This is a genomic window from Streptacidiphilus pinicola (assembly GCF_003258295.1).
GTDB lineage: Bacteria > Actinomycetota > Actinomycetes > Streptomycetales > Streptomycetaceae > Streptacidiphilus > Streptacidiphilus pinicola.
Genome location: NZ_QKYN01000048.1, coordinates 16,340 through 40,404, shown reverse-complemented (window position 1 = coordinate 40,404; position 24,065 = coordinate 16,340). Strand labels below are relative to the sequence as shown.

General features: G+C 74.2%; 19 protein-coding genes and 1 pseudogene. 9 read left to right on the top strand and 11 right to left on the bottom strand.

Going from position 1 to position 24,065, the window contains the following annotated elements; all coding sequences use genetic code 11:
• The 7 genes and pseudogenes from DN069_RS40035 to DN069_RS13180 form a co-directional block, all read left to right on the top strand.
• A pseudogene (locus DN069_RS40035) lies at positions 1–183 on the top strand (hypothetical protein); the annotation flags it as partial.
• Positions 180–1,361 carry a GNAT family N-acetyltransferase gene (locus DN069_RS13205; RefSeq protein ID WP_111501143.1) on the top strand — a complete coding sequence of 394 codons (1,182 nt, stop codon included), beginning with the start codon at positions 180–182 and terminating at the stop codon, positions 1,359–1,361. The pseudogene DN069_RS40035 and the gene DN069_RS13205, both read left to right, overlap by 4 nt.
• Before the next feature lie 10 nt (positions 1,362–1,371).
• The gene (locus DN069_RS13200) at positions 1,372–1,704 is read left to right on the top strand and encodes a YnfA family protein (protein WP_111501142.1); all 333 of its coding nucleotides are present in this window, start codon (positions 1,372–1,374) and stop codon (positions 1,702–1,704) included.
• Positions 1,705–1,773: 69 nt separating this feature from the next.
• Positions 1,774–2,538, top strand: coding sequence for a hypothetical protein (locus DN069_RS13195; protein WP_133259906.1), 765 nt, complete (start codon positions 1,774–1,776; stop codon positions 2,536–2,538).
• 61 nt (positions 2,539–2,599) lie between these two features.
• A complete protein-coding gene (locus DN069_RS13190; RefSeq protein WP_111501140.1) occupies positions 2,600–4,198 on the top strand; it encodes an ABC-F family ATP-binding cassette domain-containing protein in 1,599 nt (532 codons plus the stop codon).
• A gap of 350 nt (positions 4,199–4,548) precedes the next feature.
• Complete coding sequence (locus tag DN069_RS13185; RefSeq protein ID WP_243639166.1) at positions 4,549–4,779, top strand: helix-turn-helix domain-containing protein; 231 nt, start codon at positions 4,549–4,551, stop codon at positions 4,777–4,779.
• A 150-nt stretch (positions 4,780–4,929) separates the two neighbouring features.
• The gene (locus DN069_RS13180) at positions 4,930–5,730 is read left to right on the top strand and encodes an enoyl-CoA hydratase/isomerase family protein (RefSeq protein WP_243639164.1); all 801 of its coding nucleotides are present in this window, start codon (positions 4,930–4,932) and stop codon (positions 5,728–5,730) included.
• Positions 5,731–5,744: 14 nt separating this feature from the next.
• Here DN069_RS13180 and DN069_RS13175 read toward each other — a convergent pair whose 3' ends face one another.
• Genes DN069_RS13175 through DN069_RS13145 form a run of 7 tightly spaced genes read right to left on the bottom strand, consistent with a single transcriptional unit; the run spans position 5,745 to position 17,445 of the window.
• The gene (locus DN069_RS13175) at positions 5,745–6,695 is read right to left on the bottom strand and encodes an ABC transporter ATP-binding protein (protein ID WP_111501137.1); all 951 of its coding nucleotides are present in this window, start codon (positions 6,693–6,695) and stop codon (positions 5,745–5,747) included.
• On the bottom strand, positions 6,692–9,490 hold the full coding sequence (locus tag DN069_RS13170; RefSeq protein ID WP_111501136.1) for an FtsX-like permease family protein: 2,799 nt from the start codon (positions 9,488–9,490) through the stop codon (positions 6,692–6,694). Before DN069_RS13170 ends, DN069_RS13175 begins: the two co-directional genes overlap by 4 nt.
• The gene (locus tag DN069_RS13165) at positions 9,490–12,990 is read right to left on the bottom strand and encodes an FtsX-like permease family protein (RefSeq protein ID WP_133259905.1); all 3,501 of its coding nucleotides are present in this window, start codon (positions 12,988–12,990) and stop codon (positions 9,490–9,492) included. The genes DN069_RS13170 and DN069_RS13165 overlap by 1 nt, the downstream gene beginning before the upstream one ends.
• 19 nt (positions 12,991–13,009) lie before the next feature.
• Positions 13,010–13,771: an SDR family oxidoreductase gene (locus DN069_RS13160; protein WP_111501134.1), complete on the bottom strand. Its 762-nt coding sequence runs from the start codon at positions 13,769–13,771 to the stop codon at positions 13,010–13,012.
• Between the two features lie 11 nt (positions 13,772–13,782).
• Positions 13,783–15,579 (bottom strand): glycoside hydrolase family 15 protein, encoded by a 1,797-nt coding sequence (locus tag DN069_RS13155; RefSeq protein WP_111501133.1) that lies wholly within the window; start codon positions 15,577–15,579, stop codon positions 13,783–13,785.
• A gap of 32 nt (positions 15,580–15,611) precedes the next feature.
• Positions 15,612–16,400 (bottom strand): SURF1 family cytochrome oxidase biogenesis protein, encoded by a 789-nt coding sequence (locus DN069_RS13150; RefSeq protein ID WP_243639163.1) that lies wholly within the window; start codon positions 16,398–16,400, stop codon positions 15,612–15,614.
• 19 nt (positions 16,401–16,419) lie between these two features.
• Positions 16,420–17,445 (bottom strand): DEDDh family exonuclease, encoded by a 1,026-nt coding sequence (locus DN069_RS13145; RefSeq protein WP_111501132.1) that lies wholly within the window; start codon positions 17,443–17,445, stop codon positions 16,420–16,422.
• A 66-nt stretch (positions 17,446–17,511) separates the two neighbouring features.
• Here DN069_RS13145 and DN069_RS13140 point away from each other — a divergent pair, with 66 nt between their 5' ends.
• On the top strand, positions 17,512–18,555 hold the full coding sequence (locus tag DN069_RS13140; RefSeq protein WP_111501131.1) for a zinc-dependent alcohol dehydrogenase family protein: 1,044 nt from the start codon (positions 17,512–17,514) through the stop codon (positions 18,553–18,555).
• Positions 18,556–18,630: 75 nt separating this feature from the next.
• Here the strand turns inward: DN069_RS13140 and DN069_RS13135 are convergent, their stop codons facing one another.
• The 4 genes from DN069_RS13135 to DN069_RS13120 form a co-directional block, all read right to left on the bottom strand.
• Positions 18,631–19,584, bottom strand: a complete 954-nt coding sequence (locus tag DN069_RS13135) for a sigma-70 family RNA polymerase sigma factor (protein WP_111501130.1) — start codon at positions 19,582–19,584, stop codon at positions 18,631–18,633.
• Between the two features lie 22 nt (positions 19,585–19,606).
• Complete coding sequence (locus DN069_RS13130; protein WP_111501129.1) at positions 19,607–20,347, bottom strand: SDR family oxidoreductase; 741 nt, start codon at positions 20,345–20,347, stop codon at positions 19,607–19,609.
• Positions 20,348–20,431: 84 nt separating this feature from the next.
• Positions 20,432–21,607 carry an acyl-CoA dehydrogenase family protein gene (locus DN069_RS13125; RefSeq protein WP_111501128.1) on the bottom strand — a complete coding sequence of 392 codons (1,176 nt, stop codon included), beginning with the start codon at positions 21,605–21,607 and terminating at the stop codon, positions 20,432–20,434.
• On the bottom strand, positions 21,604–22,815 hold the full coding sequence (locus tag DN069_RS13120; protein ID WP_111501127.1) for a CaiB/BaiF CoA transferase family protein: 1,212 nt from the start codon (positions 22,813–22,815) through the stop codon (positions 21,604–21,606). The genes DN069_RS13125 and DN069_RS13120 overlap by 4 nt, the downstream gene beginning before the upstream one ends.
• A 162-nt stretch (positions 22,816–22,977) precedes the next feature.
• Here DN069_RS13120 and moaA point away from each other — a divergent pair, with 162 nt between their 5' ends.
• Positions 22,978–24,003 (top strand): GTP 3',8-cyclase MoaA, encoded by a 1,026-nt coding sequence (gene moaA / locus DN069_RS13115; RefSeq protein WP_111501126.1) that lies wholly within the window; start codon positions 22,978–22,980, stop codon positions 24,001–24,003.
• Positions 24,004–24,065: the final 62 nt, after the last annotated feature.

Sequence of the window (24,065 nt, the reverse complement as noted above, 5' to 3'; positions counted from 1 at the left end):
GTCGCCGTCGGCGGCGCGGCCGGCCTGCTGCTGGGCAGCCTCGCGCTGCTGGCCCGTCCCGGCGCGGGCGGCGCCGGCGCGCGGACGGAGCCCACGGCCGAGGCCGTCGCCGCGGCGACCGAGCCGGTCGACCCCGCGACCGTGCCGGAGCAGCAGCGCGAGACCGCGGGGCAGGGCGCATGACGACGGCCGTCCGTTCCGACGCGGCCGGCGGTGGCCCCGCCGAGCCCGCGCCGCAGTACGAGACCGTCGTGCTCCGCGACGAGCGGGCGCTGGATGCCCTGGCGGGGGAGTGGGACGACCTGCAGGAGCGCAGTCCGGGCGCGACGCCGTTCCAGAGCCACGCCTGGCTGGCCTCCTGGTGGCACAGCTACGGCCGCCCGGGCCGGCTGCGTCTGGTGACGGTCCGTCGCGACGGACGGCTGATCGCGCTCGCCCCCCTCTACCGCGACGGCGCGGTCCTGCGACCGCTGGGCGCGGAGATCACCGACTTCCACGACGTACTGCTGGACCGGGAGTTCGCGGACGAGGCGGCGCGGCGGCTGGCCGCGGCGCTGGCCGCGGAGCTGCGCGGGCCGTTCGCCCGCCTCGACCTCCCGGAGGTCCGCGCCGACGCGGCGGTCCACGTCCTGCACACCCACTGGCCGCGTACCGCGCGCCGGCTCCCGGCGTCCCTGGTGCAGCACCTGCCCGGCGTCCCGATGGAGGAGCTGCTGATCCGCCTGCCCGGCCGCACGGCGCAGCGCACCAGGGTCAAGCTCCGCAAGCTGGCCGCGGCCGGGATCGACGTCCGCCTCGTCCCGCCGTGGGAGGCCCCCGAGGCGGTCGACCGGATGCTCGCCCTGCACGCGCTCCAGTGGCGCGACCGCGGCGCGACGCCGGAGCACATGCGGGGACGCTTCGCCTCGCACCTGCGCGCGGCCGCGACCGGCATGGCCGCGACCGATCGCGCGCAGCTGCGCGAGTACCGCCTCGACGGCCGCCTGATCGCCTGCGACCTGATGCTGCAGAGCACCGGGATGGTCGCCCTGTACGTCTACGGCGTCCACCCGGAGGCGCGGGAGCGCCTCGACATCGCGGGCATGCTCTTCGGCGAGTCCCTCGCCCACGCGGTGAGCACCGGCCGCCACGAGCTCAGCCTGCTGCGCGGCAACGAGCCCTACAAGCAGCGCTGGCGCCCCGACCCGGCCCACAACGAGCGCCTGCTGTTCGGTTCGGCGCCCGCCGTCGTCCTCACGGCCTGCGCGGCGCGGGCGGAGGAGCGTGCGAAGGAGTTCGCGCGGCGCCGGATGCCGTGGCTCAAGGAGGTCCGCGGGCGGGCGCGCGTGCTGAAGGCCAAGCTCACGCGGCAGGTCGCATAACCTCTGCCCTGTGGCCGTCACTCGTTCCGTCCTGCTCTTCGTCCTCGCCGCGATCGCCGAGATCGGCGGCTGCTGGCTGATCTGGCAGGCGGTGCGCGAGCACCGGAGCTGGCTGCTCGCCCTCGGCGGCGTCCTCGCCCTCGGCGCCTACGGCTTCGTCGCCGCCGCCCAGCCCGACTCCCACTTCGGCCGCGTCCTCGCCGCCTACGGCGGCGTCTTCGTCGCGGGCTCCCTCGCCTGGGGCGTCCTCGTCGACGGCTTCCGGCCCAGCGTCTGGGACTTCGTCGGCGCCGGGGTCTGCCTCGTCGGCGCCGGCCTCATCATCTACCAGCCGCGCGCCTGAGGGCCCCGCGTCGCGACACGAGTGCGGGGTGTCGCCGGGGAGCGGGGCGCAGCCCTTACGGTGGCCTGCATGCGTCGCCGCGTCTCGCTACGGGTTCTGGTCACGGCTGTGCTGCTCGCGGGGCTCGGGCTGGTCGGGGTGGCGGCGCGGGCGGAGCGGGCGGCGCCGTTCGGGGACTCGGTGGCGGTGGTGCAGGACGCCGAGGCCGGGGCCGGGGCGCTGCGGATCGCGGCCGCCGCCGTGGAGGGCTACGACGTGCGGACCCGCGCCGTCGCCTGGAGCTACCGCAGGGACGGGCACCGGCCGCTGCGGCTGGTGCCGGTGGGGGCGACCACGGTCGCCGTCTGGGACGACGGGATGCTGACCGGCATGGAGCCGGAGCCCGCGGCCGTGCGGTGGCACCGCTATGTGCCGGGGGTGGGGGCGCGGACGCCCCTGCTGCTGGTGCCCCTCGGCACGGGCGGAGCGTCGTTCCTGGTGCTGACCCGGGACGTGGTGATGACCTACAACACCGGCGACGGCACCCTGCGCACCTCGACCCTCCCCTCCATCGCCGCCGGCTGCTTCTTCCGCGACTCCGGCCCAGCCGGGCCCGTGCACGTGGGCGGCTGGGTGCTGGCCCGGCGCGACTGCGCCGACGGCGCCGGACGGACCGAGCTGGAGGGCTTCGACCTGGACGGCCGCCGCTGGCAGCGGCCCGCGGTGGCGCCCGTGCGGATGGCGGCGACGGCGGCGGGGGACGTCGACGTCCTCGCCGTTCCGGCGGGGCGGTCCGCCGTGGTGGACCCGGTGACCGGCCGTCCGGCCCGGGAATGCGTTTGCGCGGCCCGTTAGACTGGAGGCTTGTTGCGCGAACTGGCGCACCCTCGCACACCGTCCCGGGAGTGGTTTCGCCATGATCGTCGCCAACGACATCGAGCTGCGCGCGGGCGCGCGGATCCTGATCGAGTCGGCGACCTTCCGCGTCGCCCCCGGCGACCGCATCGGTCTGGTCGGCCGCAACGGCGCGGGCAAGACGACGCTGACCAAGGTGCTCGCCGGCGAGGGCCAGCCGGCCGGCGGCACGGTGACCCGCGGCGGCGAGATCGGATACCTGCCGCAGGACCCCCGCACCGGCGACCTCGACGTGCTCGCCCGTGACCGCGTGCTCTCGGCCCGTGGCCTCGACGAGGTGCTGCGCAAGATGCGCATCAACGAGGACAAGATGGCGAACGGCAAGGGCGCCACCCGCGAGCAGGCCATGAAGAAGTACTCGCGGCTGGAGACCGAGTTCCTCACCAAGGGCGGCTACGCGGCCGAGGCCGAGGCCGCCACCATCGCCGCCAGCCTGGGCCTGCCGGACCGCGTGCTGGGCCAGCCGCTGCACACCCTTTCCGGCGGTCAGCGCCGCCGCGTCGAGCTCGCCCGGATCCTCTTCTCGGACTCCGACACGCTGCTGCTGGACGAGCCGACCAACCACCTCGACGCCGACTCGATCCTGTGGCTGCGGGACTACCTGAAGTCCTACAAGGGCGGCTTCATCGTCATCTCCCACGACATCAACCTGGTCGACGAGGTCGTCAACAAGGTCTTCTACCTGGACGCCAACCGCACCTGCATCGACGTCTACAACATGGGCTGGCGGCTCTACCTGCAGCAGCGCGAGGCGGACGAGAAGCGCCGCAAGCGCGAGCGGGCCAACGCCGAGAAGAAGGCCTCGCAGCTCAACTCGCAGGCCGACAAGATGCGCGCCAAGGCCACCAAGACCGTCGCCGCGCAGAACATGGCGCGCCGCGCCGAGAAGCTGCTCTCCGGCCTGGAGGCGGTGCGCCAGAACGACCGCGTCGCCAAACTGCGCTTCCCCACCCCGGCGCCCTGCGGCAAGACGCCGCTGACGGCCGAGGGTCTGTCGAAGTCCTACGGCTCGCTGGAGATCTTCACCGACGTCGACCTGGCCATCGACAAGGGCTCCCGCGTGGTCGTGCTCGGTCTCAACGGCGCCGGCAAGACCACGCTGCTGCGCATGCTCGCGGGCGTGGAGCAGCCGGACACCGGTCAGGTCGTCCCCGGCCACGGCCTGAAGATCGGCTACTACGCCCAGGAGCACGAGACCCTGGACGCGGACCGCACGATCCTGGAGAACATGCGCTCGGCCGCGCCGGACATGGACCTGGTCGAGATCCGCAAGATCCTCGGCTCCTTCCTCTTCAGCGGCGACGACGTGGACAAGCCGGCCGGCGTGCTCTCCGGTGGCGAGAAGACCCGCCTGGCGCTCGCCACGCTCGTCTGCTCCAGCGCGAACGTGCTGCTGCTGGACGAGCCGACCAACAACCTCGACCCGGCCAGCCGTGAGGAGATCCTCGGTGCGCTGCACTCCTTCGAGGGCGCGGTCGTGCTGGTCACCCACGACGAGGGCGCCGTGGAGGCGCTCGAGCCCGAGCGGATCATTCTGCTTCCGGACGGTGTCGAGGACCTCTGGAACCAGGGTTACGCCGACCTCGTGTCGCTTGCGTGAATTATCAGCAGCAAAACGCCTAGTCGGAACTGTTCGGCTAGGCGAGGGATCATGCATCTGGCCCAGAAGACCTCATATCGACAGTTGCATCTTCCGCCGCTGGGCAGTGCTCGGATTCCGTGGAATCCGCAATCTTCGGCAATCCCCAATTACCGCTGCTGATCAGCAATTTCGGCTGGCGGGCCCGCTGTGGCCGGGGGCGTGAGGGTAGATCCTGTGCGCTCCCCGTGCGCGCGGCGACTCCACTTGGGTGCGGGAATCCCGGTATCGACCTTGTCGAATGGGTGGCCATGGAGCCCCCCATGGGTGATCATGGGATTCCGACAGAGCACTGCTACGAGGAGGCACGGGTGGCCGAGACTCTGAAAAAGGGCAGCCGGGTGACTGGTGCCGCACGGGAGAAGCTCGCGACCGAGCTCAAGAAGAAGTACGACTCCGGTGCGAGTATCCGCGCGCTCGCGGAGGAGACGGGTCGTTCCTACGGCTTCGTCCACCGCATGCTCAGCGAGTCCGGCGTGTCCCTCCGCGGTCGCGGCGGGGCCACGCGCGGCAAGGCGAAGGCGACCGCGGCGGCCGGCTGACGTCGTTCCCGGCGCGACATCTGTTCCTGACGCAACGGCGGTCCGGGTCTCCTCCCCCTGGCCGTCGTTCGTCGCGCTGCGGCTATGGATCGGCTCCGCCGACGTTGTTACTCTTCGGTAGCTACGTTCGCGCGACTGCCGGAGGAACCTGTGACTGACCACGCTCACGACTGGCCTGTTGACGACTGGGCCGAGGCGGGCGTCCGCCTCGAGGTCGAGGGCCAGCTCGCCACGGTGACGCTGTGCCGTCCCGAGCGCCGCAACGCGCAGTCGCCCGCCCTGTGGCGCGCACTGGCCGCGATCGGCAGCGCGCTGCCCGGCACCGTGCGCGTCGTCGTGCTGCGCGCCGAGGGCGTCTCCTTCTCCGCCGGCCTCAACCGCCAGGCGTTCACCCCCGAGGGCATCCCCGGGGAGCTCTCGTTCATCGAGATCGCCAAGGGCCCGAACGGCGACGCGGTCATCGCCGAGTACCAGGAGGGCTTCCTCTGGTGGCGCCGCCCCGACCTGGTCACCGTCGCCGCGGTCCAGGGCCACGCGGTCGGCGCGGGCTTCCAGCTCGCCCTCTCCTGCGACCTGCGCGTCGTCGCCGAGGACGTCCAGTTCGCGATGAAGGAGACCGCGCTCGGCCTGGTCCCCGACCTGACCGGCACCAAGCCCCTGGTCGACCTGGTCGGCCCGGCCCGCGCGCTGGAGATCTGCGCGACCGGCCGCTGGGTCCACGCGGACGAGGCCGCGCGCATCGGTCTCGCCAACCTGGTCGTCCCCGGCGAGGAGCTGCACGCCGCCGCGTCCGACCTCGCCGCCGCGCTGCTGGCCTCGCCGCGCGACGCGGTGATCGAGACCAAGGCACTGCTGGCGGGCGCCGGCGCCCGCACCCTCGAGGAGCAGCGCGCCGCCGAACGCGCCGCCCAGCTGCGCCGCCTGCGCGACCTGGCGGGCATCGCCGAGTAGCGGCAAGAGAGGCCCTAACCCTCGGGGCGGACGGCGATGTGGTCCGGTTCGAGGGTGAGGCCGACGCGGTGTTCCATGGCGAGGGCCTCCAGGAACGGGCGGGGGAGCTGGACGCGGCCGGCGCGGTCGAGCATGGCGTACTCGCGCTCCTCCACCGATTCCTGGCCGTCGGCGTCGGTGGCGAGGCGGCGCAGCACCTCGGAGGCGGCGCGGCCGTCGCGGATGGCGACGGTGCGGCGCACCTCGCCGGCCACCATCGGGTCGTGGGTGACGATGACGACGGTGGTGGACAGCTCGGAGTTGACCGAGCGGAACGCCTCGAAGATCTGGGCGGCGGTCTCGGAGTCCAGCTCACCGGTGGGCTCGTCGGCGAGCAGCACCGAGGGCTGGTTGGCCAGGGCCGTCGCGATCGCGACGCGCTGCTGCTGGCCGCCGGACAGCTCCGCCGGGCGGCGGTCGCGGCACTCGGCGACGCCCAGCAGCTCCAGCAGCGAGTCCGCGCGCTCGGCGCGCGCCCTGCGGGCCCGGAAGCCGGCCAGCTGCATGGGCAGCAGCACGTTCTGGCGTGCCGTCAGGAAGGGCAGCAGATTGCGGGCCGTCTGCTGCCAGACGAAGCCGACCACCTCCCGCCGGTACCGCAGCCGGGCCTTGGCGTCCAGGGTGAGCAGGTCGTTCCCGGCGACGACGGAGCGCCCCGCGGTGGGGACGTCCAGGCCCGCCAGGATCTGCAGCAGCGTGGACTTGCCGGAGCCGGACGCGCCGACGATCGCCATCAGCTCGCCGTGGGCGACCGTCAGGTCCAGGCCCTGCAGGGCCTGCACCTCGACGCCCTCGGCGGAGAAGATGCGCACCAACCGGTCGCAGGCGATGACCGAGCCCTCGCCGTAGGCGGGCCCGTCCTGCGCCGCCGCCGAGCGGGCCCGCAGCTCCTCGAAGGTCGGGGAAGAGGCGGGGGAAGGGGTCATGTCGCGTCTCCAACCCTCAACTGGGCGCCGATCTGGCGCCGTCCGATCAACGCGGCCTCGGCGGCGACGACCACCGCGGCGAGGACCAGCAGCAGCACACCCGGGCCCAGCAGCGGCAGCGCCTCCACCCGCAGGCCCCGGCTGATGCCGACGCCCGACAGCGAGGCGGTGCCGGAGAGCGCGCCGAGGTCCACGGCGGAGCCCAGCACCGGGACGGTCAGCAGCCCGAGCAGGGTCCCGGCCACGGCCGCCAGCAGCACCGGCGGCAGCGACTCGGTCAGGATCAGCGCGTAGCCCTGACGGGTCGTGAGACCCATGGTGCGCAGCCGGGCCAGCAGCCGGGAGCGTTCCGGCGAGGCCTCCAGCAGCGACAGCAGCACGGCCAGCAGGCAGAGCAGCCCGGTGGCCACCACCGAGGCCAGATAGATACCGGTCGCACCCGCCTGCAGCGGCGACCCGGCGAGCCGGGCGCGCTGCTCGGTGAGTACCGCGGTGTCGACCGCGCTCGCGCCGGGTGCGCGGGCGACGACGGCGCGCAGGGCGCGGCCGTCCACGGAACCGCTGAGCAACAGGACGCGCGGACCGTTCACGAATCCGTTGTGGGCCTGCTCGGCGGCGAGCAGCGGCGCGGCCGGCAACACGACGAAGTCATTGGTCCCCTGCGCGGGGGTCGCGCTGATCGTGGCCACCACCCGCACCTGGAGCGGGCCGTAGTCGCTGTCGATGCTCTGGACCGCGCCGCCGAAGAAGGCGGCGACGGCGGGGGAGGCGAGAGCCGGCAGCGGGCCGTGCCCGTCCCAGCGCAACTGCGCGGCGTCGAAGCCGCCCCGGCCGACGCGCCGCGCCAGCGCGGCGTAGGAGTCGGGCCGGACCCCGAGGATGTCGAAGCGCGCGGTCTCCCCGAGCGCGAGGTCGCGCTGCACGAGGACCGGCTCCACGGACCGGACCCCCGGCAGCCGGCCGACGGCCCGGACGAGCGAGGGGTCCAGGTCGGTGCTGTCGGTGCTCACCCGTGCGTCGGCGCCGACCAGGCTGAGCGCGCCCGTCTCCCGGGCCTGCTGCACGCCCGACAGCACGGAGCCGCCGAAGGCGCCGACGGTCAGCGCGAGCAGCATGGCCAGCAGTGGCAGCAGCGCCGCCGAGGCGGAGCCGCGGCCCGCGCGGGCCAGGCCCAGGAACGCGATCGCTCCGTCGCGGCGTCGCGAGGGCAGTGAGAGCAGGCGCACCGGCAGCGGGTAGAGACGCACCAGCAGGATCGCGCCGGACAGACCGAGCAGCAGCGGCGCCAGAGTGACCATCGGATCGACCCCGCCCGCAGGGTCGGTGCCGCGGCCGCGCAGGACCAGGGCCGCGGCGAGGGTGGCCGCCAGCACGGTGAGCTCGGCGACCGTGCGGCGGCGCGAGGGGCGGGCGGACAGGACGTCCTCGGCCCGGCCGCGCGGCTGCACCCTGCGGTGGCCGGCGAGCAGCCGGACCGGGTGGGCCAGCGCGGCCGCGAGCCAGACCAGCGCCGCGGCGGCCAGGGCGGCGCGGTGCCGCCCGCTGGGGAGCAGCAGCAGTGCGGCGCCCGCGCCGAGCGCCGTGCCGACCCCGGCGTAGAGGGCCGACTCGGCGAAGAGCCGCGCCCACAGCCCGGGCAGGGAGGCACCGCGGGCGCGGAGCAGGCGCAGTTCCTCGCGGCGGCGTTCGGCGGCGAGGCCGAGCAGCATCAGCAGGACGACCGCGCCGACCCCGGCCGTGCCCGCCACCCCGACGGTGGTGAGCGGGGCCAGGGCCCCGCGCTCGGCGTCGTAGGAGGCGAGCAGCGGGTCCAGCCTCGTGGTGGCGCTCAGTCCCGCGTGCCACTGCTGGTAGATCCAGGTGGCCGTCCCGCCGTTGGTGACCGAGGCCAACTCCTGCCGGGCCGCCCCGATCTGGTACGCCTTCAGGCTGCCCGCGCGCAGCGGGTACCACCAGTACGCCTCGGTGGGCCCGAGCCAACGCATCACCAGGGCGCCGCCGCGGGAGGTGAGCGCGTCGGCGTAGGGGTAGTCGATGGTGTCGGCGGTGTGCGGCGGGGTGACGCTGAGCGTCGTGGGTGCGTCGAGGCGGTCGCCGGTGTTCCAGTACGGGTCCTGGGGCCGGTCGACGTGGTAGACCCCGACGAGCCGGGCCTGCGCGGCGGGACCCAGCTGGTAGAGCCCGCCCAGGCGCAGCCCGAACCGGGTGGCGGTGCTGTCGCTGACCGCGATCTCGAATGGTCCGGACGGCGCGCCGGGCGTGCCGTCGGGCGCGTCGGGGCCGCGGGTGGGCGCGGTGTCGGCCGGCATCCGGCCCTGGACCAGCCGCACCTCGTGGTGCGGGTCCGGCTGCCAGACCAGGTCGATCCGTGGGGACTGCGGCCCGGCGGCCACACCGGGACCGCTGAGCGCCAGACCGCTCAGCGGCAGGGGGTCGCCCACGACGAGGGTGTGCAGGCCGGCCGTCTCGGCCTCGCGGTCCAGGGTCAGCGGTGCCCCCAGCGCGCCGCGCAGCGCGTCCTGGGCCTCCGCGAGCGCGCCCGGCGTGGCGAACTCCCAGGTCTGCTCGCTCTGCAGGGTGTTGACCGCGTTGCCGCCGATCCGGACGCTCTGGCCGGTCAGCCCGGCGCCCGCCAGCTCGGCGGCCAGCGCCCGGTCCTGGTAGCGGTCCAGCTGCAGCGGCAGCGCGGCGGCGAGGAAGCCGGTGACCAGGGTCAGCAGCACGACGGCCGAGGCGATGCCGGGCAGGTGGGCGATCCGGGTGCGCACCCAGGGGACGCGGTTCCGACGCGACATCAGCTCTCCTCGGGCGTGCGCGGACGGCGGGAGGGGTCGCCGCCGCGGAACCCGGCGAGGACCGCGCACAGCAGCGGGACGGCGGCGACGGCGGTGAGCAGCCCGGCCACCGGCAGCACCGGGATCTCCACCAGCACCCCCGGTACCGGCGTGGTGGCCTGCGGGGTCAGCACCAGCAGCGGCACCACCAGCCGCGTGATCGCCTCGCCCAGCAGCAGGCCGACGCCGACGCCCAGCACGATCGGCAGGGTCAGCTCGGCGGCGGTCGCGCGGGCCATCCGTCGTCGGCTCATGCCGAGGGCGCGCAGCACCGCGAACTCGCCCGCCCGCGCCCGTACGGTGCCCGAGGCGTTGGCGGCGAAGCCGACCGCGGCGAGGACCACCGCGAGCACCATCCCCGCCAGCAGGGCGGACTGCGGCCCGCTGCCGATCGGGTCGTGCGCGGCGGACGCGGCCACGGCGGCGCGGTCGTAGAAGACGGCGACGTCGCCGTCGGCCGCGAGGGCGGCGTCGGCCCGGGCGCGGCCGTTCGGGGTGGCGGCGAGCCACCACTCCACCGGCGGGGCCGAGGCGTTGGCGATGGCCGTGTCGGGGCGGTCGAGCCGTTGCACGTAGGAGGGCAGGTCGACGAGCACGGCGCCGCCGTCGTCGTTCGGGTCGGTCGCGCCGAAGCCGGCGCCGGTGTTCAGCGTCTGCCCGTTCAGGCCCTGCTCGGCCGCCGCGCCGGTGCCGGGCAACTGCCGCACCACGCCCGTGATCCGCACCACCAGGCCGCCGCCGGCCTCGTTCAGCGTGAGCACCGAGCCGACCCGGGCGTGGTTGCTGTCGAGGAAGCGCTGGTCGGCCACGGCGGCGAGCGGCGGCAGCGAGGCCGGCCCGGCGGGGGTGAAGGAGCTCTCCACGTCCGGCGCCGCCTGGCCGAAGGAGCCGCCGGCGGTCTGGTCGAAGAAGGTGCCGAGCTTCATCCGCGCGGTCAGCGCGGCCGGGCCCGAGGGCTGCGCGGTGACCGGACCTCCGGGCTGGTACGTGGAGTCGTGGTCCTTGGCGGCGCTGTCCTGGGTGCGGTTGCTCCAGCCGAGTCCGGCGGGGGCGGTCGCCGTGACGCCGTCCCCGGCGAGGGTGAAGGCGGCGGTGAGCTGCGGGTGCGGCTGCCGGTCGGCGGCGCGCGGGGCGAGAGCCACGGGCCGGGCCAGGTCGATCCTGGTGACGGTCAGCGGGTAGGCGGGCGTGCCGGTGCCGGCGGCGGCGCGCAGGTCGAACACCAGGTGGTGGGTGGCGTCGTCGGGCGGAACGGATCGGGTGTCGAGCCCGGCGGTCACCCCGAAGCGGTCCGTCACCTCGACGGTGACGCCGACCTGTTGCGGCGTCAGGGTCTGCCCCGGCCCCAGGCCGGAGACCGAGAGCCGCACGTCCACGTCGAGCGTGGTGGGGCGGCCGGGCAGCGGGACACCCCGCTGCGCGGCCGGGGCGGGCGGGTCGGCCAGCGGGCCGAGCAGCCGCTCGGCGGAGCGGTCGGCGAGATCGGCGCGCAGCGGCAGCCGGCCGGCCTCGGCCCGGGTGTCGAGGGCGAGCAGTTCGCCGATGCGCCCGCCCGCCAGGCTGAGCTGCTGCCGGTTGACGGGGACCGCCGCCGCGACGCCCGGCAGCGCGGCCAGCAGACCGCCCTGCCCGAACGCGGGGACGTGCAGCGCGGCCACCCGGATGTCCCCGCCGGTGTCGAACGCGGCCTGGTCCCGCTGGGACCGCCCCCAGCTGACGTTCAGTCCGATCGACAGGGTGCCGATGGCCGCGGCCAGGGCGAGCGCGAGCACCGGACCGGCGCTGCGGTGCGCGCGCCGGGACAGCTGCCAGGCCGCGAGTGCGCCGGGCAGCGACCGGCCGCGGGTCGCCAGGCGCTCGCCGATCCGTGCCACGACGGGCAGCAGCCGCAGCGTCAGCACCGTTCCGGCGGCCAGCGCCAGAGCGGGGGCGGCGACCAGCACCGGGTCGACGCCGAGCGAGCCGGTCGGGCCCTGGGGAGCGCCGGCGTAGTGGCGCAGCTGCACGTAGGCCGCGACGGCGAGGGCGACCAGGGCGAAGTCCGCGCCGCCGCGCAGCACGGAGGGCAGCGCGGCGCGCGCCCCGCGCGTCGGCCGCCGCGACTCCCGCGCCCTGCGGGCCCGCGCCAGCGCCGGCACCACCACGACGGCGGCACAGCCGAGCGCGGTGACCAGCGCCGTCCACCAACCGGCGGCAGGCAGCGGCCCGTCCAGCCGCACCCCGGCCGAGGAGAGCGGGCCGAACGCGCCCAGCAGCCGGATCAGCGGCTGCGCCAGCAGCGGCGCGAGCACGGCGGCGGGCAGCGCCAGCAGCAGCGCCTCGGTGGCGGCCAGCCGCACGATCCGCTGCGGCGCGGCGCCGCGCGCCTGCAGCAGCGCGTTCTCGGCCTCGCGCTCCTCGGTGAGCAGCCGGGCCGCCAGCAGCAGCGTCATCGCGGTGAGCAGCACCAGTTGCAGCACCACGACCAGCAGCGTGGAGCGGGCGACGAGGATGCTCTGACGGAGCTGGTCGAGCACGGGCGGCAGGTTGCTGACGGCCTGGTAGGTGCCCTGCTGGTTGATCCGCGCGGTCGCGGCCCGGTCGGCCGCGGCGAGCGCGCCGAGGTCGGCGGCGCGCAGGCGGTCGGTGCCGGGCACGGCCTGCCAGCTCAGCTGGGACTGCGTCACCGCGCCGCCCGCGAAGGCGGCGTCGGTCGTCAGCATCGGCCCGTAGCCGGCCCCGCCGTGGCCGCCGCCGGCGGCCCGCTGGAAGCCCTGGCCGCCGAGCGCGTCCAGCTGCCAGTAGGGGTCGGCCGGGTTCGCGGCCCGGTAGACGCCGGAGATCAGCACCGGGAGCGGGGCCTTGCTGATCTGGTCGGTGAGGGTGAGCCGCCCGCCGGTCACGCTGCGCGTGCCGGCCGGGAGGCCGAGCAGCAGCCGCGAGACCGCGGCCTCCGGCACGGCGATCGGGACCGGCCCGCCCGGGACGGCGTCGGTGGGCCAGCTGCCCTGCAGGAGCTCGAGCTTGCCCCGGTCCAGCGTCGCCAGGCTGGTCACGTCGGGGTTCGCGGTGGTGCCGCCCGGCAGGGCGAGGCCGTCGGAGAGCGCGAGACTGCGGATCTCCAGCGGCAGCCCCGGCAGCGCGGTCGCGGCGAGGCGCCGTGCGTCCCGGTCGCTCCCGGCGCGGTCGGCGTAGCCGGCGTGACGGGTCAACAGCAGCGGCGTGGCCGCCGCGTCCGTGGTCGCCAGCACCCGCCGCGCCCCGGCGTCGGCCACGCCGGACGCGAAGCCCGCGAGCGTGGCCAGCACGCAGGTCGTCACGAGAATACTGACGGCCGCGGCGGCGACGAGCAGCCGATGCGCCCGCAAGCGCAGCACCACGAACCCCGCGAAACCACCCACCTGTCCCCAACCCCCGCCCCCGGCCCGTTCGCGGACGATCCTGTCACGCACCCGCGTGGTGACGGAAGGGGTGATCACCACGGCTCAGCCGTGGGCGGGCCTACAGGCCGTGGAGGGCGCCGCCGTCCACCGGGATCATGACGCCGGTGAGGTAGCTCGCGGCCGGGGAGAGGGTGAAGGCGGCGACCTTGCCGAACTCGTCCGGGCGGCCGTAGCGGCGGAGCGGGATCGCGGCTTCGTGGGCGGCGCGGGACCCTGCCGGGTCGGGGGAGAGGGAGTCGAGGTGGGCGACGCGCTCGGTCTCGATGCGGGCGGGCAGCAGACCGAAGACGCGGATGCCCTCCGGACCCAGCTCGTTGGCCAGCGTCTTGGCCGTCATCGCCAGGCCCGGCCGCAGGCCGTTGGAGACGGCCAGGCCGGGAATCGGTTCGCGGGCGGAACCGGAGAGGACGAAGCCGATCGCCCCGCCCTCCTCCAGGACGTCCGCCGCCGCGCGGGCGATCCGGAGCGCGCCGAGGAAGACCGACTCGAAGCCCTCGCGCCACGCCGACTCCGGCGTGGCCAGCGCCGTGCCGGCCGCGGGGCCGCCGACGCTGATGAGGACGCCGTCGAGGCGCCCGAAGCGGGCGAGCGCCGCGCCGACCACGCGTTCCGCGGTGTCCTCGGCGGCGTTGTCGGCGACGACGCCCTCCACCCGTTCGTCGCCGCCGAGCGCGGCGACGGCCTCGGAGACGGATTCCTTGCTGCGGCCAGTGACCACGACGCGCGCGCCGTCGGTGACCAGCTCGCGCGCGCTCGCGAAGCCCAGGCCACGGGTGGCGGCGGTGACGACGTAGACGCGTCCGGCGAGTCCCAGATCCATGTGCGTGTGGTTCAGCCTTCCGTGCGCGCGAGTTGGAACGCGGTGTTGACGAGGGCGACGTGGGTGAACGCCTGGGGCGTGTTGCCGAGCTGACGGCCCGCCAGTGGGTCCCACTCCTCCGAGATCAGGCCGACGTCGTTGGCCAGGCCCCGCAGGCGGTTGAAGAGGGCGCGGGCCTCGTCGACGCGGCCGATGGCGATCAGCGCGTCGCACAGCCAGTAGGAGCAGGCGAGGAACGCGCCCTCGGAGCCTTCGAGGCCGTCCACCGCGTCGGTGTCCGCCTCGCCGGTGGGGGTGGAGTACCGCAGGATGTAGCCGTCGTGGTCGAGCTCCTGCTGGATGGCGTCGACCGTGGCGGCGACGCGCGGGTCGTCGGGGGCCAGGAAGCCGGTCTTGACGGCGAAGAGGGTCGACGCGTCCAGCGCGGCGCCGCCGTAGTACTGGGTGAACACGCCGCGCTTGTGGTCCACGCCGCGCGCGCAGACGTCGCCGTGGATGATGTCGCGCAGTTCGCGCCAGCGCTCGACGGGCCCGGCCATGCCGGTCTCCTCGGCGAGCTTGACCGCCCGGTCGAAGGCCACCCAGCACATGATCTTGGAGTGGACGAAGTGACGGCGCGGACCGCGCACCTCCCACAGGCCCTCGTCCGGGTCGGACCAGTGCTCCTCCAGGAACTCCAGCAGGTTCTGCAGGAGCCGCCAGACGTGCTGCTCTATCGTGATGCCGTGCTGGTGGGCCAGGTAGAGGGTGTCCACCACCTCGCCGTAGACGTCGAGTTGGAGCTGGTCGACGGCGGCGTTGCCGAACCGGACGGGGTGCGAGCCCTCGTAGCCGGGGAGCCAGTCGGCCACCTGCTCCGGGAGCCGCCGCTCGCCGCCGACCCCGTACATGGTCTGCAGGTCGGCCGGGTCGCCCGCGATAGCGCGCAGCAGCCAGTGGTACCAGGCCACGGCCTCGTCCCGGTAGCCGGCGTTGAGCAGCGCGGAGAGGGTCATCGTGGAGTCGCGCAGCCAGCAGAAGCGGTAGTCCCAGTTGCGCCCGCCGCCGATCTGCTCGGGCAGGCCCGCCGTCGCGGCGGCGACGATGCCGCCGGTGGGCTCGTAGGTGAGCGCCTTCAGGGTGATCAGTGAGCGCCGCGCCGCCTCCTGGTCCTGCTCGGCGAGGCCGGACCCGCAGCGGTCGGACCAGCGCTGCCAGTCGTCCAGAGTCGCCTGCAGCGACTTCTCGGCGTCCTGCCGCGGAGCGCTCTTGTGGTGCGAGGGTGTCCAGCTCAGTACGAACGGGATCCGCTCGCCCGCGTGGACGGTGAACTCGGAGTAGGTGGCGAAGTCGCGTCCGTAGGTGTGCACGCCCTCCCCGCAGCGCAGCCAGATCGCGTCGGGGCCGGCGATGGCGATGCGGTGGTGGTTGGTGCGGCGCATCCACGGGATGATCCGTGCGTAGTCGAACCGCAGCCGCAGCTCGCCGATCATGTCCACCGAGCCGCTGATGCCCTCGACGATGCGCATCACGTCAGGTGTGCGGTCGCGCTGTGGCATGAAGTCGATGACCCGGACACTGCCGGTGGCGGTGGTCCACTCGGTCTGCAGCACCAGGCTGTCGCCCACGTAGGAGCGGAACGGCGCCTCTCCGTCGGAGGCGGGGGCGAGCCGCCAGTGGCCGTGTTCGTCGCCGCCCAGCAGGGCGGCGAAGCAGCTGGGGGAGTCGAAGCGCGGCAGGCAGAGCCAGTCGATCGATCCGTCCCGGCCGACCATGGCGGCGGTCTGCAGGTCACCGATCAGCGCGTAGTCCTCGATGCGTCCAGGCATGCCGACCATCCTGCCGGTCCCGGCCCGCGAAGTCAGGCCTTTCGGGCCAGCTTGATCTCGCGTCGGAACAGGAACCACCAGGCGACGGGGATCAGCGCGGCGAAGACCCACCACTGGATGGCGTAGGGCAGGTGCACGCCCTTGCCGACCACGGCCATGCTGTCGGACTGGTTGTCGTTCGGGTTCGGCACCTGCTCGGCCTGCCCGGAGGAGGGCAGCGCGGGGGAGGAGCCGGTCAGCTCCAGATAGCCGGCCAGCAGCGGCTCGCCGACGCGCCGCTGCTGCTCACCGCTGTTGATCAGCATGAACTGCCGGTCCGGCATGCCGCCGGGGTTCCGGATCCCGGTCAGCGCGGTGGTCTCGTCGGGGCGCAGCCGCCCGGTGACGGTGATCTCGCCGGACGGCGTGGAGGGCACGGCCGGGAACTGGGCGCCCATGGTGTTGCCGGGGGAGATCCAGCCGCGGTTGACCAGCACGGCCTTGCCGTCGTCCTGGATCAGCGGGGTGACCAGGTAGAAGCCGATGTTGTCGCCGGAGGCGTCGGTGCGGTGCCGCACCACGAACTGGTGCGCCGGGTCGAAGTGCCCGCGCGCGGTGACGGTCCGGTACATCTCGCTCACCGGGATCGTGGCGCCCGGCTTCGACAGCGCCTCCATGGGCACCGCCGCCGCACTCAGGTTGCCGTTGATCATGGCGTTGTTGCGGTTGGTCTGCTGGTAGCGGTGGTACTGCCACTGGCCCAGCCAGATCATCACCGGGATGACGGCCAGGAAGACCAGGGTGAGCACCACCCAGCGCCGGGTGAGCAGGATGCGGAACACCCTGAGACGGTACCTCCGCTCACCGGCGCTCCCGGCCCCGGGGTCCGTCCTGGGGGGCGACGTCCTGGAGCAGCTGCAGGAAGGCGGCCTCGTCCACGGTCGGCGTGCCGACCTCGCGGGCCTTGCGCGCCTTGGTGGACCAGCCGTCCGGGTCGTTGGTGACCAGCAGGCTGGTGAGCCTGCTCACAGAGGAGGCCACGTGCAGCCCGGCCTCGGTCAGCCGGTCCTCCAGCACCTCGCGGTCGGTCGCGGTGTCGCCGGTGATCGCCACCCGCATGCCCTGGACCAGCGGACCGTCCTGCTCCCAGCGGCCCGGGTTCGGGTAGGGGCAGGCGGGGCGCCTCTTGGCCGGACGGTAGCCGCCCCACAGGCCGGCGCGCCGGGTTGTCTGCGCCGGGCCCGCCTGCCCGGGGATAGCGGGCCGGGCGGCGCGGGCCTCCTCGGCCAGGCCCAGATCGCTTATCTGCACGCACGGCACCAGCGGCAGCCGCAGCCCCGCCTCGGCGGCCAGCCGCAGACTCGGCCGGAAGATCTCCGCCAGCACCCGCGCGTCGTCCAGCGCGTGGTGCGCGCGGCGCGTCTCGACGCCGAAGTGGGCGGCCAGGGTGCCGAGTTTGTGGTTGGGCAGCGGCAACCCGAGATCGCGGGAGAGCACGATGGTGCAGAGCCGCTGCTCGATCGGCGCCCGGTCGCTCATCCGCGCGTACTCACGCGAGATCATCGACCAGTCGAACAGGGCGTTGTGGGCGACCAGCACCCGCCCCGTCAGCCGCCGGCTCAACTCCTCGGCCACGCCCGGAAAGGTCGGCGCGCCCTCCAGCACGTCGCTGGTCAGCCCGTGGATCCAGACCGGGCCGGGATCGCGCTCCGGGTTGACGGTCGTGTACCAGTGGTCCTGGACCTCGCCGCGCGGGTCGAGTTGGTAGACACCGACGGAGATGACGCGGTCCGTCCGGCCCAGGCCCGTGGTCTCCACGTCGACCACGGCCCACCCCGCATCCGGGTAGTCCGCGGGCCACGTATCGATGTCAGTTCCAGGAAGCACGGTGGAACACAATACGGTGGGAGGCCGACAGCGCCTGACCGGCCGGCACCAGAGAGAGACGAGCACATGCGCGCCACAGTGATCCACGGACCGAACGACATCCGCGTGGAGGAGGTCCCCGACCCGGTCGTGCGGAAGTCCACCGACGCGGTGGTCCGCACGGTCCTCGCCTGCATCTGCGGCAGCGACCTGTGGGCCTACCGCGGTGTCGCCGCGCGCGAGAAGGGTCAGCGGATCGGGCATGAGTTCCTGGGCGTGGTCGAGTCGGTCGGCGCTGACGTGACGACCGTCAAGCCGGGCGACCTGGTGGTCGCCCCGTTCGTCTGGTCGGACGGCGTCTGCGAGTTCTGCGCCGAGGGTCTGCAGACTTCGTGCCCGCACGGCGGTTTCTGGGGCACCCCGGGCTCCGACGGCGGCCAGGGCGAGGCCGTCCGCGTCCCCTTCGCCGACGGCACGCTGGTCCAGCTCCCGGCTGACGCCCAGTCGGACCCGCGGCTGCTGACCGCGATGCTGGCGCTCTCCGACGTCATGTCGACCGGTCACCACGCGGCGCGCGCCGCGGGGGTCCGGCCGGGTGCGACGGTCGCCGTCGTCGGCGACGGCGCGGTGGGCCTGTGCGGCGTCCTGGCCGCGAAGCGGCTGGGCGCGGAGCGGATCATCGCCCTGGGCCGCCACGAGGCCCGCACCGCGATCGCCCGTACCTTCGGCGCCACGGACGTCGTCGCGGCCCGCGGTGAGGAGGCGGTCGAGGCGGTGCGCGAACTGACGGGCGGTCTGGGTGCGCACGCGGTCCTGGAGGCGGTCGGCACCGAGCAGTCCATGAAGACCGCCATCGCCGTCGCCCGCGACGGCGGCGCGGTCGGTTACGTCGGCGTCCCGCACGGCGGCAGCGCGGGCGTCGACATCGGCCAGATGTTCGACCGCAACGTCTCCCTCCGCGGCGGCGTCGCCCCGGCCCGCGCCTACATCCCCGAGCTCCTGGCGGACGTCCTCTCCGGTGCCATCGACCCTTCCCCGGTCTTCGACGCCGCGGTCCCTCTGGACGGCGTCCCGGACGGCTACAAGGCGATGGACGAGCGCACGGCGCTCAAGGTGAAGATCACCTTCTGACCCCGCCCCCCGACGCCCGGGCCTCAGCCGCCCCCTCGTCCGGCTGAGGCCCTGCTCTGGGCCTACCGGCGGGAGTCAGGCGGGGGTGAACAGGGGGACCAGGCGCGGGTCGTTGAAGGACGTGATGCGGGCGACGCCGGTCTCCGTCAGCGTCAGGACCTGGGCGCCGTACGGGCGGTAGCCGCCCGCGTCGGTGCGGGCGTGGATGACGACGGCCGGCTGGCCGTTGGCGCGGGCGGGTTCCAACCGCCACCGGCCCGGGTGGAGCACGCGGGAGGCGAGGAAGCCGAGGACGGCGTCCCTGCCGGTGAACCAGGTCGGTGTGGGCGGCATCTCCAGCTCGACGTCGGCGCGCAGCAGGCGAACGAGCGCGTCGGCGTCGGCGCGGGTGAAGGCGTCGACGTAGTCGTCGAGCAGTTTGCGCTGTCCGACCGCGTCCGGCTCGGCGAGCTGCTCCGGGACGGCGCCCGCCTCCGACATCGCGGCGCGGGCCCGGCGCAGCGTGCTGTCGACGGCCGCCGTCGTGGTGTCGAGCATCCCGGCGACCTCGGCGGTGCGGAACGCCAGCACGTCACGGAGCGTCAGCACAGCCCGCTGCCGCGCCGAGAGGAACTGCAGCGCCGCGATGAACGCCAGCCGCACGCCGCTGCGCGCGGCCACCACCACCGCCGGGTCGTCCCCGCCCGCGCTGAACATCACGTCCGGCGCGGGCTCCAGCCACGGCACCTCCGGCTGCCGCGCCGCGACGGTGACCTGATGGTCCGTCTCCGGCGCGCCGAGGCCGGACGGGAGTGGCCGCCGGGCGCGTGTCTCGAGCGCGGTCAGGCAGGCCATGGTCGCGATCTTGTACAGCCACCGGCGTACGGAGGACCGGCCCTCGAAGCGGTCGAAGCCGCGCCACGCGCGCAGGTACGTCTCCTGCACCAGATCCTCGGCGTCGTGGACCGAGCCGAGCATCCGGTAGCAGTGCGCCAGCAGCTCCGGCCGGAACGGCTCGGTCAGCGTGGCGAACTCGAGGTCCGAGACCATGGTCTCCACGGTAGCCGTCGGCTCAGCGGTCCAGCGGCTTCACGCCCGCACCGGTCACCACGTACTCCGGCGCGGACTCCGGGTCCGCGACGACCTCCAGCACCGCCTTGGCGACCAGCTCCGGCGTCACCACCGGCTGCATCCGGGCGAGGAAGGTCTCCCGGTCGATCCCGGCCCGGGCGGAGTAGCCGTCGACGCCGAGCGAGCCGATGCCCGTCGGCGACAACTGCGGCAGCAGCGCCACGAAGCGGATCCCGAGCCCGGCGCGCGCCGACTCGTCGGCGGCGTAGCCGCTGAGGTAGCGGACCGCCGCCTTCGCGGCGGCGTAGCCGCCGCTGAGCGGGGAGCCGTTCAGGGCGGCGCCGCTGGACATCTCCACCACCACGCTGCCGGGTGCGAGCGGCTGCACCAGCACCGCGCGCGTCCACACGAAGGCCTGCCGGGCGTCGACGCCCCAGTTGGTGCTGAAGGACTCCCAGGTCTGCTCGTGCACCGGGCCGAGGTGCGGCGTGGCACCGGCGTTGAGCACCACCAGCCCGGGGCGGTGCTCGGCCAGCAGCCGTTCGGCGAGCTGCTCGTCGGTGGCGTCCCCGACGACCGGCACGAAACCGTCGCCGAGCTCCTCGCGCACGGCCTCGAGGTCGGCTCCGTTCCGGGCGATCCCGAACACCGTGGCGCCGTTCGCGACGAGCGCGGCGGCGATGGCGCGGCCGAAGCCCCGGCTGGCACCGGTGACGACGGCGGTCTGCTTCTGGGTGGACATCGTTCGCTCCCTGCGGCTGGTCGAGTGCTCTCACACATCAAGACCAGCCGCGGGGAGAAAAACCGTCGCGATGCGGCAGAGGATTTACCGGAACGCGTCCTGGCCGGTCAGCACCTTGCCGATGACCAGCTGGTGCATCTCGACGGTGCCCTCGTAGGTCAGCACCGACTCCAGGTTGTTGGCGTGGCGCATGATCGGGTACTCGTAGCTGATGCCGTTGGCGCCCAGGATCGTGCGCGCGGTGCGGGCGATCTCGATGGACTCGCGGACGTTGTTGAGCTTGCCGTAGCTGACCTGCTCCGGGCGGAGCGTGCCGGCGTCCATCCGGTTGCCCAGGTGCCAGGCGAGCAGCAGGCCCTTGTTGAGCTCCAGCGACATGTCGGCGAGCTTGGCCTGGGTGAGCTGGAAGCCGCCGATCGGCCTGCCGAACTGCTCGCGGGTCAGGCTGTACTCGCGCGCCGTCTCCAGGCAGCTGCGGGCCGCGCCCAGCGAGCCCCAGACGATGCCGTAGCGGGCCTGGTTGAGGCAGGACAGCGGGCCCTTGAGACCGCGGACCTCGGGGAAGACCGCGTCGGCGGGCAGCCGTACGTTGTCCAGCACGAGCTCGGCGGTGACCGACGCGCGCAGCGACCCCTTGTGCTTGATCTCCGGCGCCGAGAAGCCCGGGGTGTCGGTCGGCACCACGAAGCCACGGATGCCCTCGTCGGTCTGCGCCCAGACCACCGCGACGCCGGCCACCGTGCCGTTGGTGATCCACATCTTGCGGCCGTTCAGCACCCAGTCCCCGCCGTCGCGCTTGGCGGAGGTGCGCATCGAGGCCGGGTCGGAGCCGTGGTCCGGCTCGGTCAGGCCGAAGCAGCCGATGATCTCGCCGGCCGCCATACCGGGCAGCCACTGCTGCTTCTGCTCCTCCGAGCCCCAGCGGTGGATCGCGTACATCGCCAGCGAGCCCTGCACCGAGACCAGCGAGCGCAGGCCCGAGTCGGCGGCCTCCAGCTCCAGACAGGCCAGGCCGTACTGCACGGCCGTCGCGCCCGCGCAGCCGTAGCCGTGCAGGTGCATGCCGAGCGCGCCGATCGAGCCGAGCTCACGGGCCAGCTCGCGGACGGTGGGCAGCTCGCCCGCCTCGTACCAGTCGGCGATGTGCGGCAGCACCTTGTCCGCGCACCAGGCGCGGACGGTGTCGCGGACGGCGATGTCCTCCTCGCTCAGCAGGTCGTCGAAGCCGAGCGGGTCACGGGGGTCGAGTGCGGTGCTCATGCGCCATCCTTATCAGGCTGGGTCCCAGCTGGGAACTGTTCGGTGGCCGGGCCGGCGAGCCAGGCGCGCACGGCCTCGTCGTGCTCGCCGAGCCGGGGCGGCGCGACGGGCGGCCGGACCGGCGTGGCGGTCAAGGTCAGCGGGCTGCGCACCTGCGGCACCCGGCCGGGGCCGACCTGCGTGACCGGGTCCAGGCCCAGCTCCGTCGCCAGCGCGAACGCGCCGGCCAGGTCGTTGACGGGCCCGCACGGCACGCCGGCCGCGGTCAGCAGCGCCTGCCACTCGGCCGCGCCGTGGGCGGCCAGCGCCGCCTCCAGCACCACGACCAGCTCGGCGCGGTTGCGCACCCGCTCGCTGTTGGTCGCCCAGCGCGGATCCTCGGCCAGACCTGGGACGCCGAGGGTCCTGGCCAGCGCGCGGAACTGCCCGTCGTTGCCGCAGGCCACCGCGAGGAGTTCGGCGCCGCCCTCGCCGCCGCTGTCGGAACCGCAGTGCAGCGTCTCGTAGGGGGCGATACTCGGGTGCTGGTTGCCCATCCGGCCAGGCGCGCGGCCGGTGGCCAGGTACGACGAGGCCTGGTTGGCCAGCGAGCCGAGCAGGCTGGCCAGCAGGTTCACCTCGACGTGCTGCCCCTGGCCGGTGCGGTCGCGGTGCAGCAGCGCGGCGAGGATCGCGGCCACCGCGTCCTTGGCCGTCAGCACGTCCACCAGCGCGACGCCGACCTTGTGCGGCTCGCCGTCGGCCGGGCCGGTGATGCTCATCAGGCCGCCGATGGCCTGCACCACGAAGTCGTATCCCGGCAGCGCGCTGCCGGTGCCGAAGCCGGTCACCGAGCAGTAGACCAGCCCCGGGTTCGCGGCCAGCGCGGACGCCTGGTCCAGGCCGTAACGCGCGAGGGAGCCCGGCTTGAAGTTCTCGATCAGCACGTCCGCGCGGGCGGCGAGCTCGCGCGCCAGCGCGGCGTCGCCCGGATCGCCGAGGTCCAGCGTGACGCCGCGCTTGGAGCGGTTGGCGCAGTCGAAGTAGGCGGCGGTCCCGTCGACGAACGGCGGACCCCAGGCGCGGGTGTCGTCACCGGCCCCGGGCCGCTCGACCTTGACCACGGTCGCGCCCAGGTCCGCGAGCGTCGCGGCGGCCAGGGGGCCGGCCAGCACGCGGCTGAAGTCGGCCACGAGCACGCCGTCCAGCGGCGCGGGTGTGGTTGCCATGGGTGTCATGGTTGCAAGATCCAAACGAGGGTTGGAATAGGCCCCACCGGTGAGAAGCCCAACATGGACACGCCTTGCCGTCCATGGCGTGATCGGCTTGGCCGCGCTGTCCGAGGCGGGCACTAGGCTGGGGGTTGAAACAAGCGGAAGGCGGAGTGCATCGTGACCACGGTCGAGACGGGACTGCTCGACACCTACGGGCGCCGCGCGGTGGACCTGCGTGTCTCGCTGACCGACCGGTGCAACCTGCGCTGCACCTACTGCATGCCCGAGGAGGGCATGCAGTGGCTGGCCAAGGACACCCTGCTGACGGACGAGGAGATCGTCCGGCTGGTCCGGATCGCCGTGCGGGACCTCGGCGTCCGCGAGGTCCGTTTCACCGGCGGCGAGCCGCTGCTGCGGCCCGGCCTGGTCGGCATCGTCGCCGCGTGCGCGCGGCTCGAACCCCGGCCCGAGCTGTCGCTGACCACCAACGGCATCGGCCTGGCCCGCACCGCGTCCGCGCTGGCCGCCGCCGGGCTGGACCGGGTCAACGTCTCCCTGGACACCCTCGACCCGGAGACCTTCCGCACGCTCTCGCGCCGCGACCGTCTCGACGACGTCCTCGCGGGCGTCGCCGCGGCGGAGGGGGCCGGCCTGCGGCCGGTCAAGCTGAACGCGGTGCTGATGCGCGGCGTCAACGACCACGAGGCCGCGGACCTGCTGGAGTGGTCGCTGGAGCGCGGCTACGAGCTGCGGTTCATCGAGCAGATGCCGTTGGACGCGCAGCACGGCTGGGTACGCGCCAACATGATCACCGCAGAGGAGATCCTCGCGCGGCTGGGCGCGCGGTTCACCCTCACCCCCGAGCCGAGTGCGACGCGAGGCGCCGCCCCCGCCGAGAGCTGGCTCGTCGACGGCGGCCCCGCGCGGGTCGGCGTCATCGCCTCGGTCACCCGCCCGTTCTGCCGCGCCTGCGACCGCACCCGGCTCACGGCCGACGGCCAGGTCCGCGACTGCCTGTTCGCCACGACGGAGACCGACCTCCGCGCCGCGCTCCGCGCAGACGCCACCGACGCGGACCTCGCCGCGCTGTGGCGCAAGGCCATGTGGGGCAAGAAGGCTGCCGCCGGCGTCGACGCCCCCTCCGGCATCGACGCCCCGTCCTTCCACCAACCCTCCCGCCCCATGTCCGCCATCGGCGGCTGAGCGCCCCTTGGGGGCGCCAGGAGCTGCGCGAGTAACCACCGGCGTGCGGATGGCCCTGCGCT

What these genes read in the sequence shown, in the direction of transcription:
- DN069_RS13205 (WP_111501143.1), top strand. Translation starts at nt 180, where the DNA reads ATGACGACGGCCGTCCGTTCCGACGCGGCCGGCGGTGGCCCCGCCGAG.
- DN069_RS13195 (WP_133259906.1), top strand. Translation starts at nt 1,774, where the DNA reads ATGCGTCGCCGCGTCTCGCTACGGGTTCTGGTCACGGCTGTGCTGCTC.
- DN069_RS13190 (WP_111501140.1), top strand. Translation starts at nt 2,600, where the DNA reads ATGATCGTCGCCAACGACATCGAGCTGCGCGCGGGCGCGCGGATCCTG.
- DN069_RS13175 (WP_111501137.1), bottom strand. Translation starts at nt 6,695, where the DNA reads ATGACCCCTTCCCCCGCCTCTTCCCCGACCTTCGAGGAGCTGCGGGCC.
- DN069_RS13170 (WP_111501136.1), bottom strand. Translation starts at nt 9,490, where the DNA reads ATGTCGCGTCGGAACCGCGTCCCCTGGGTGCGCACCCGGATCGCCCAC.
- DN069_RS13160 (WP_111501134.1), bottom strand. Translation starts at nt 13,771, where the DNA reads ATGGATCTGGGACTCGCCGGACGCGTCTACGTCGTCACCGCCGCCACC.
- DN069_RS13155 (WP_111501133.1), bottom strand. Translation starts at nt 15,579, where the DNA reads ATGCCTGGACGCATCGAGGACTACGCGCTGATCGGTGACCTGCAGACC.
- DN069_RS13140 (WP_111501131.1), top strand. Translation starts at nt 17,512, where the DNA reads ATGCGCGCCACAGTGATCCACGGACCGAACGACATCCGCGTGGAGGAG.
- DN069_RS13135 (WP_111501130.1), bottom strand. Translation starts at nt 19,584, where the DNA reads ATGGTCTCGGACCTCGAGTTCGCCACGCTGACCGAGCCGTTCCGGCCG.
- DN069_RS13130 (WP_111501129.1), bottom strand. Translation starts at nt 20,347, where the DNA reads ATGTCCACCCAGAAGCAGACCGCCGTCGTCACCGGTGCCAGCCGGGGC.
- DN069_RS13125 (WP_111501128.1), bottom strand. Translation starts at nt 21,607, where the DNA reads ATGAGCACCGCACTCGACCCCCGTGACCCGCTCGGCTTCGACGACCTG.
- DN069_RS13120 (WP_111501127.1), bottom strand. Translation starts at nt 22,815, where the DNA reads ATGGCAACCACACCCGCGCCGCTGGACGGCGTGCTCGTGGCCGACTTC.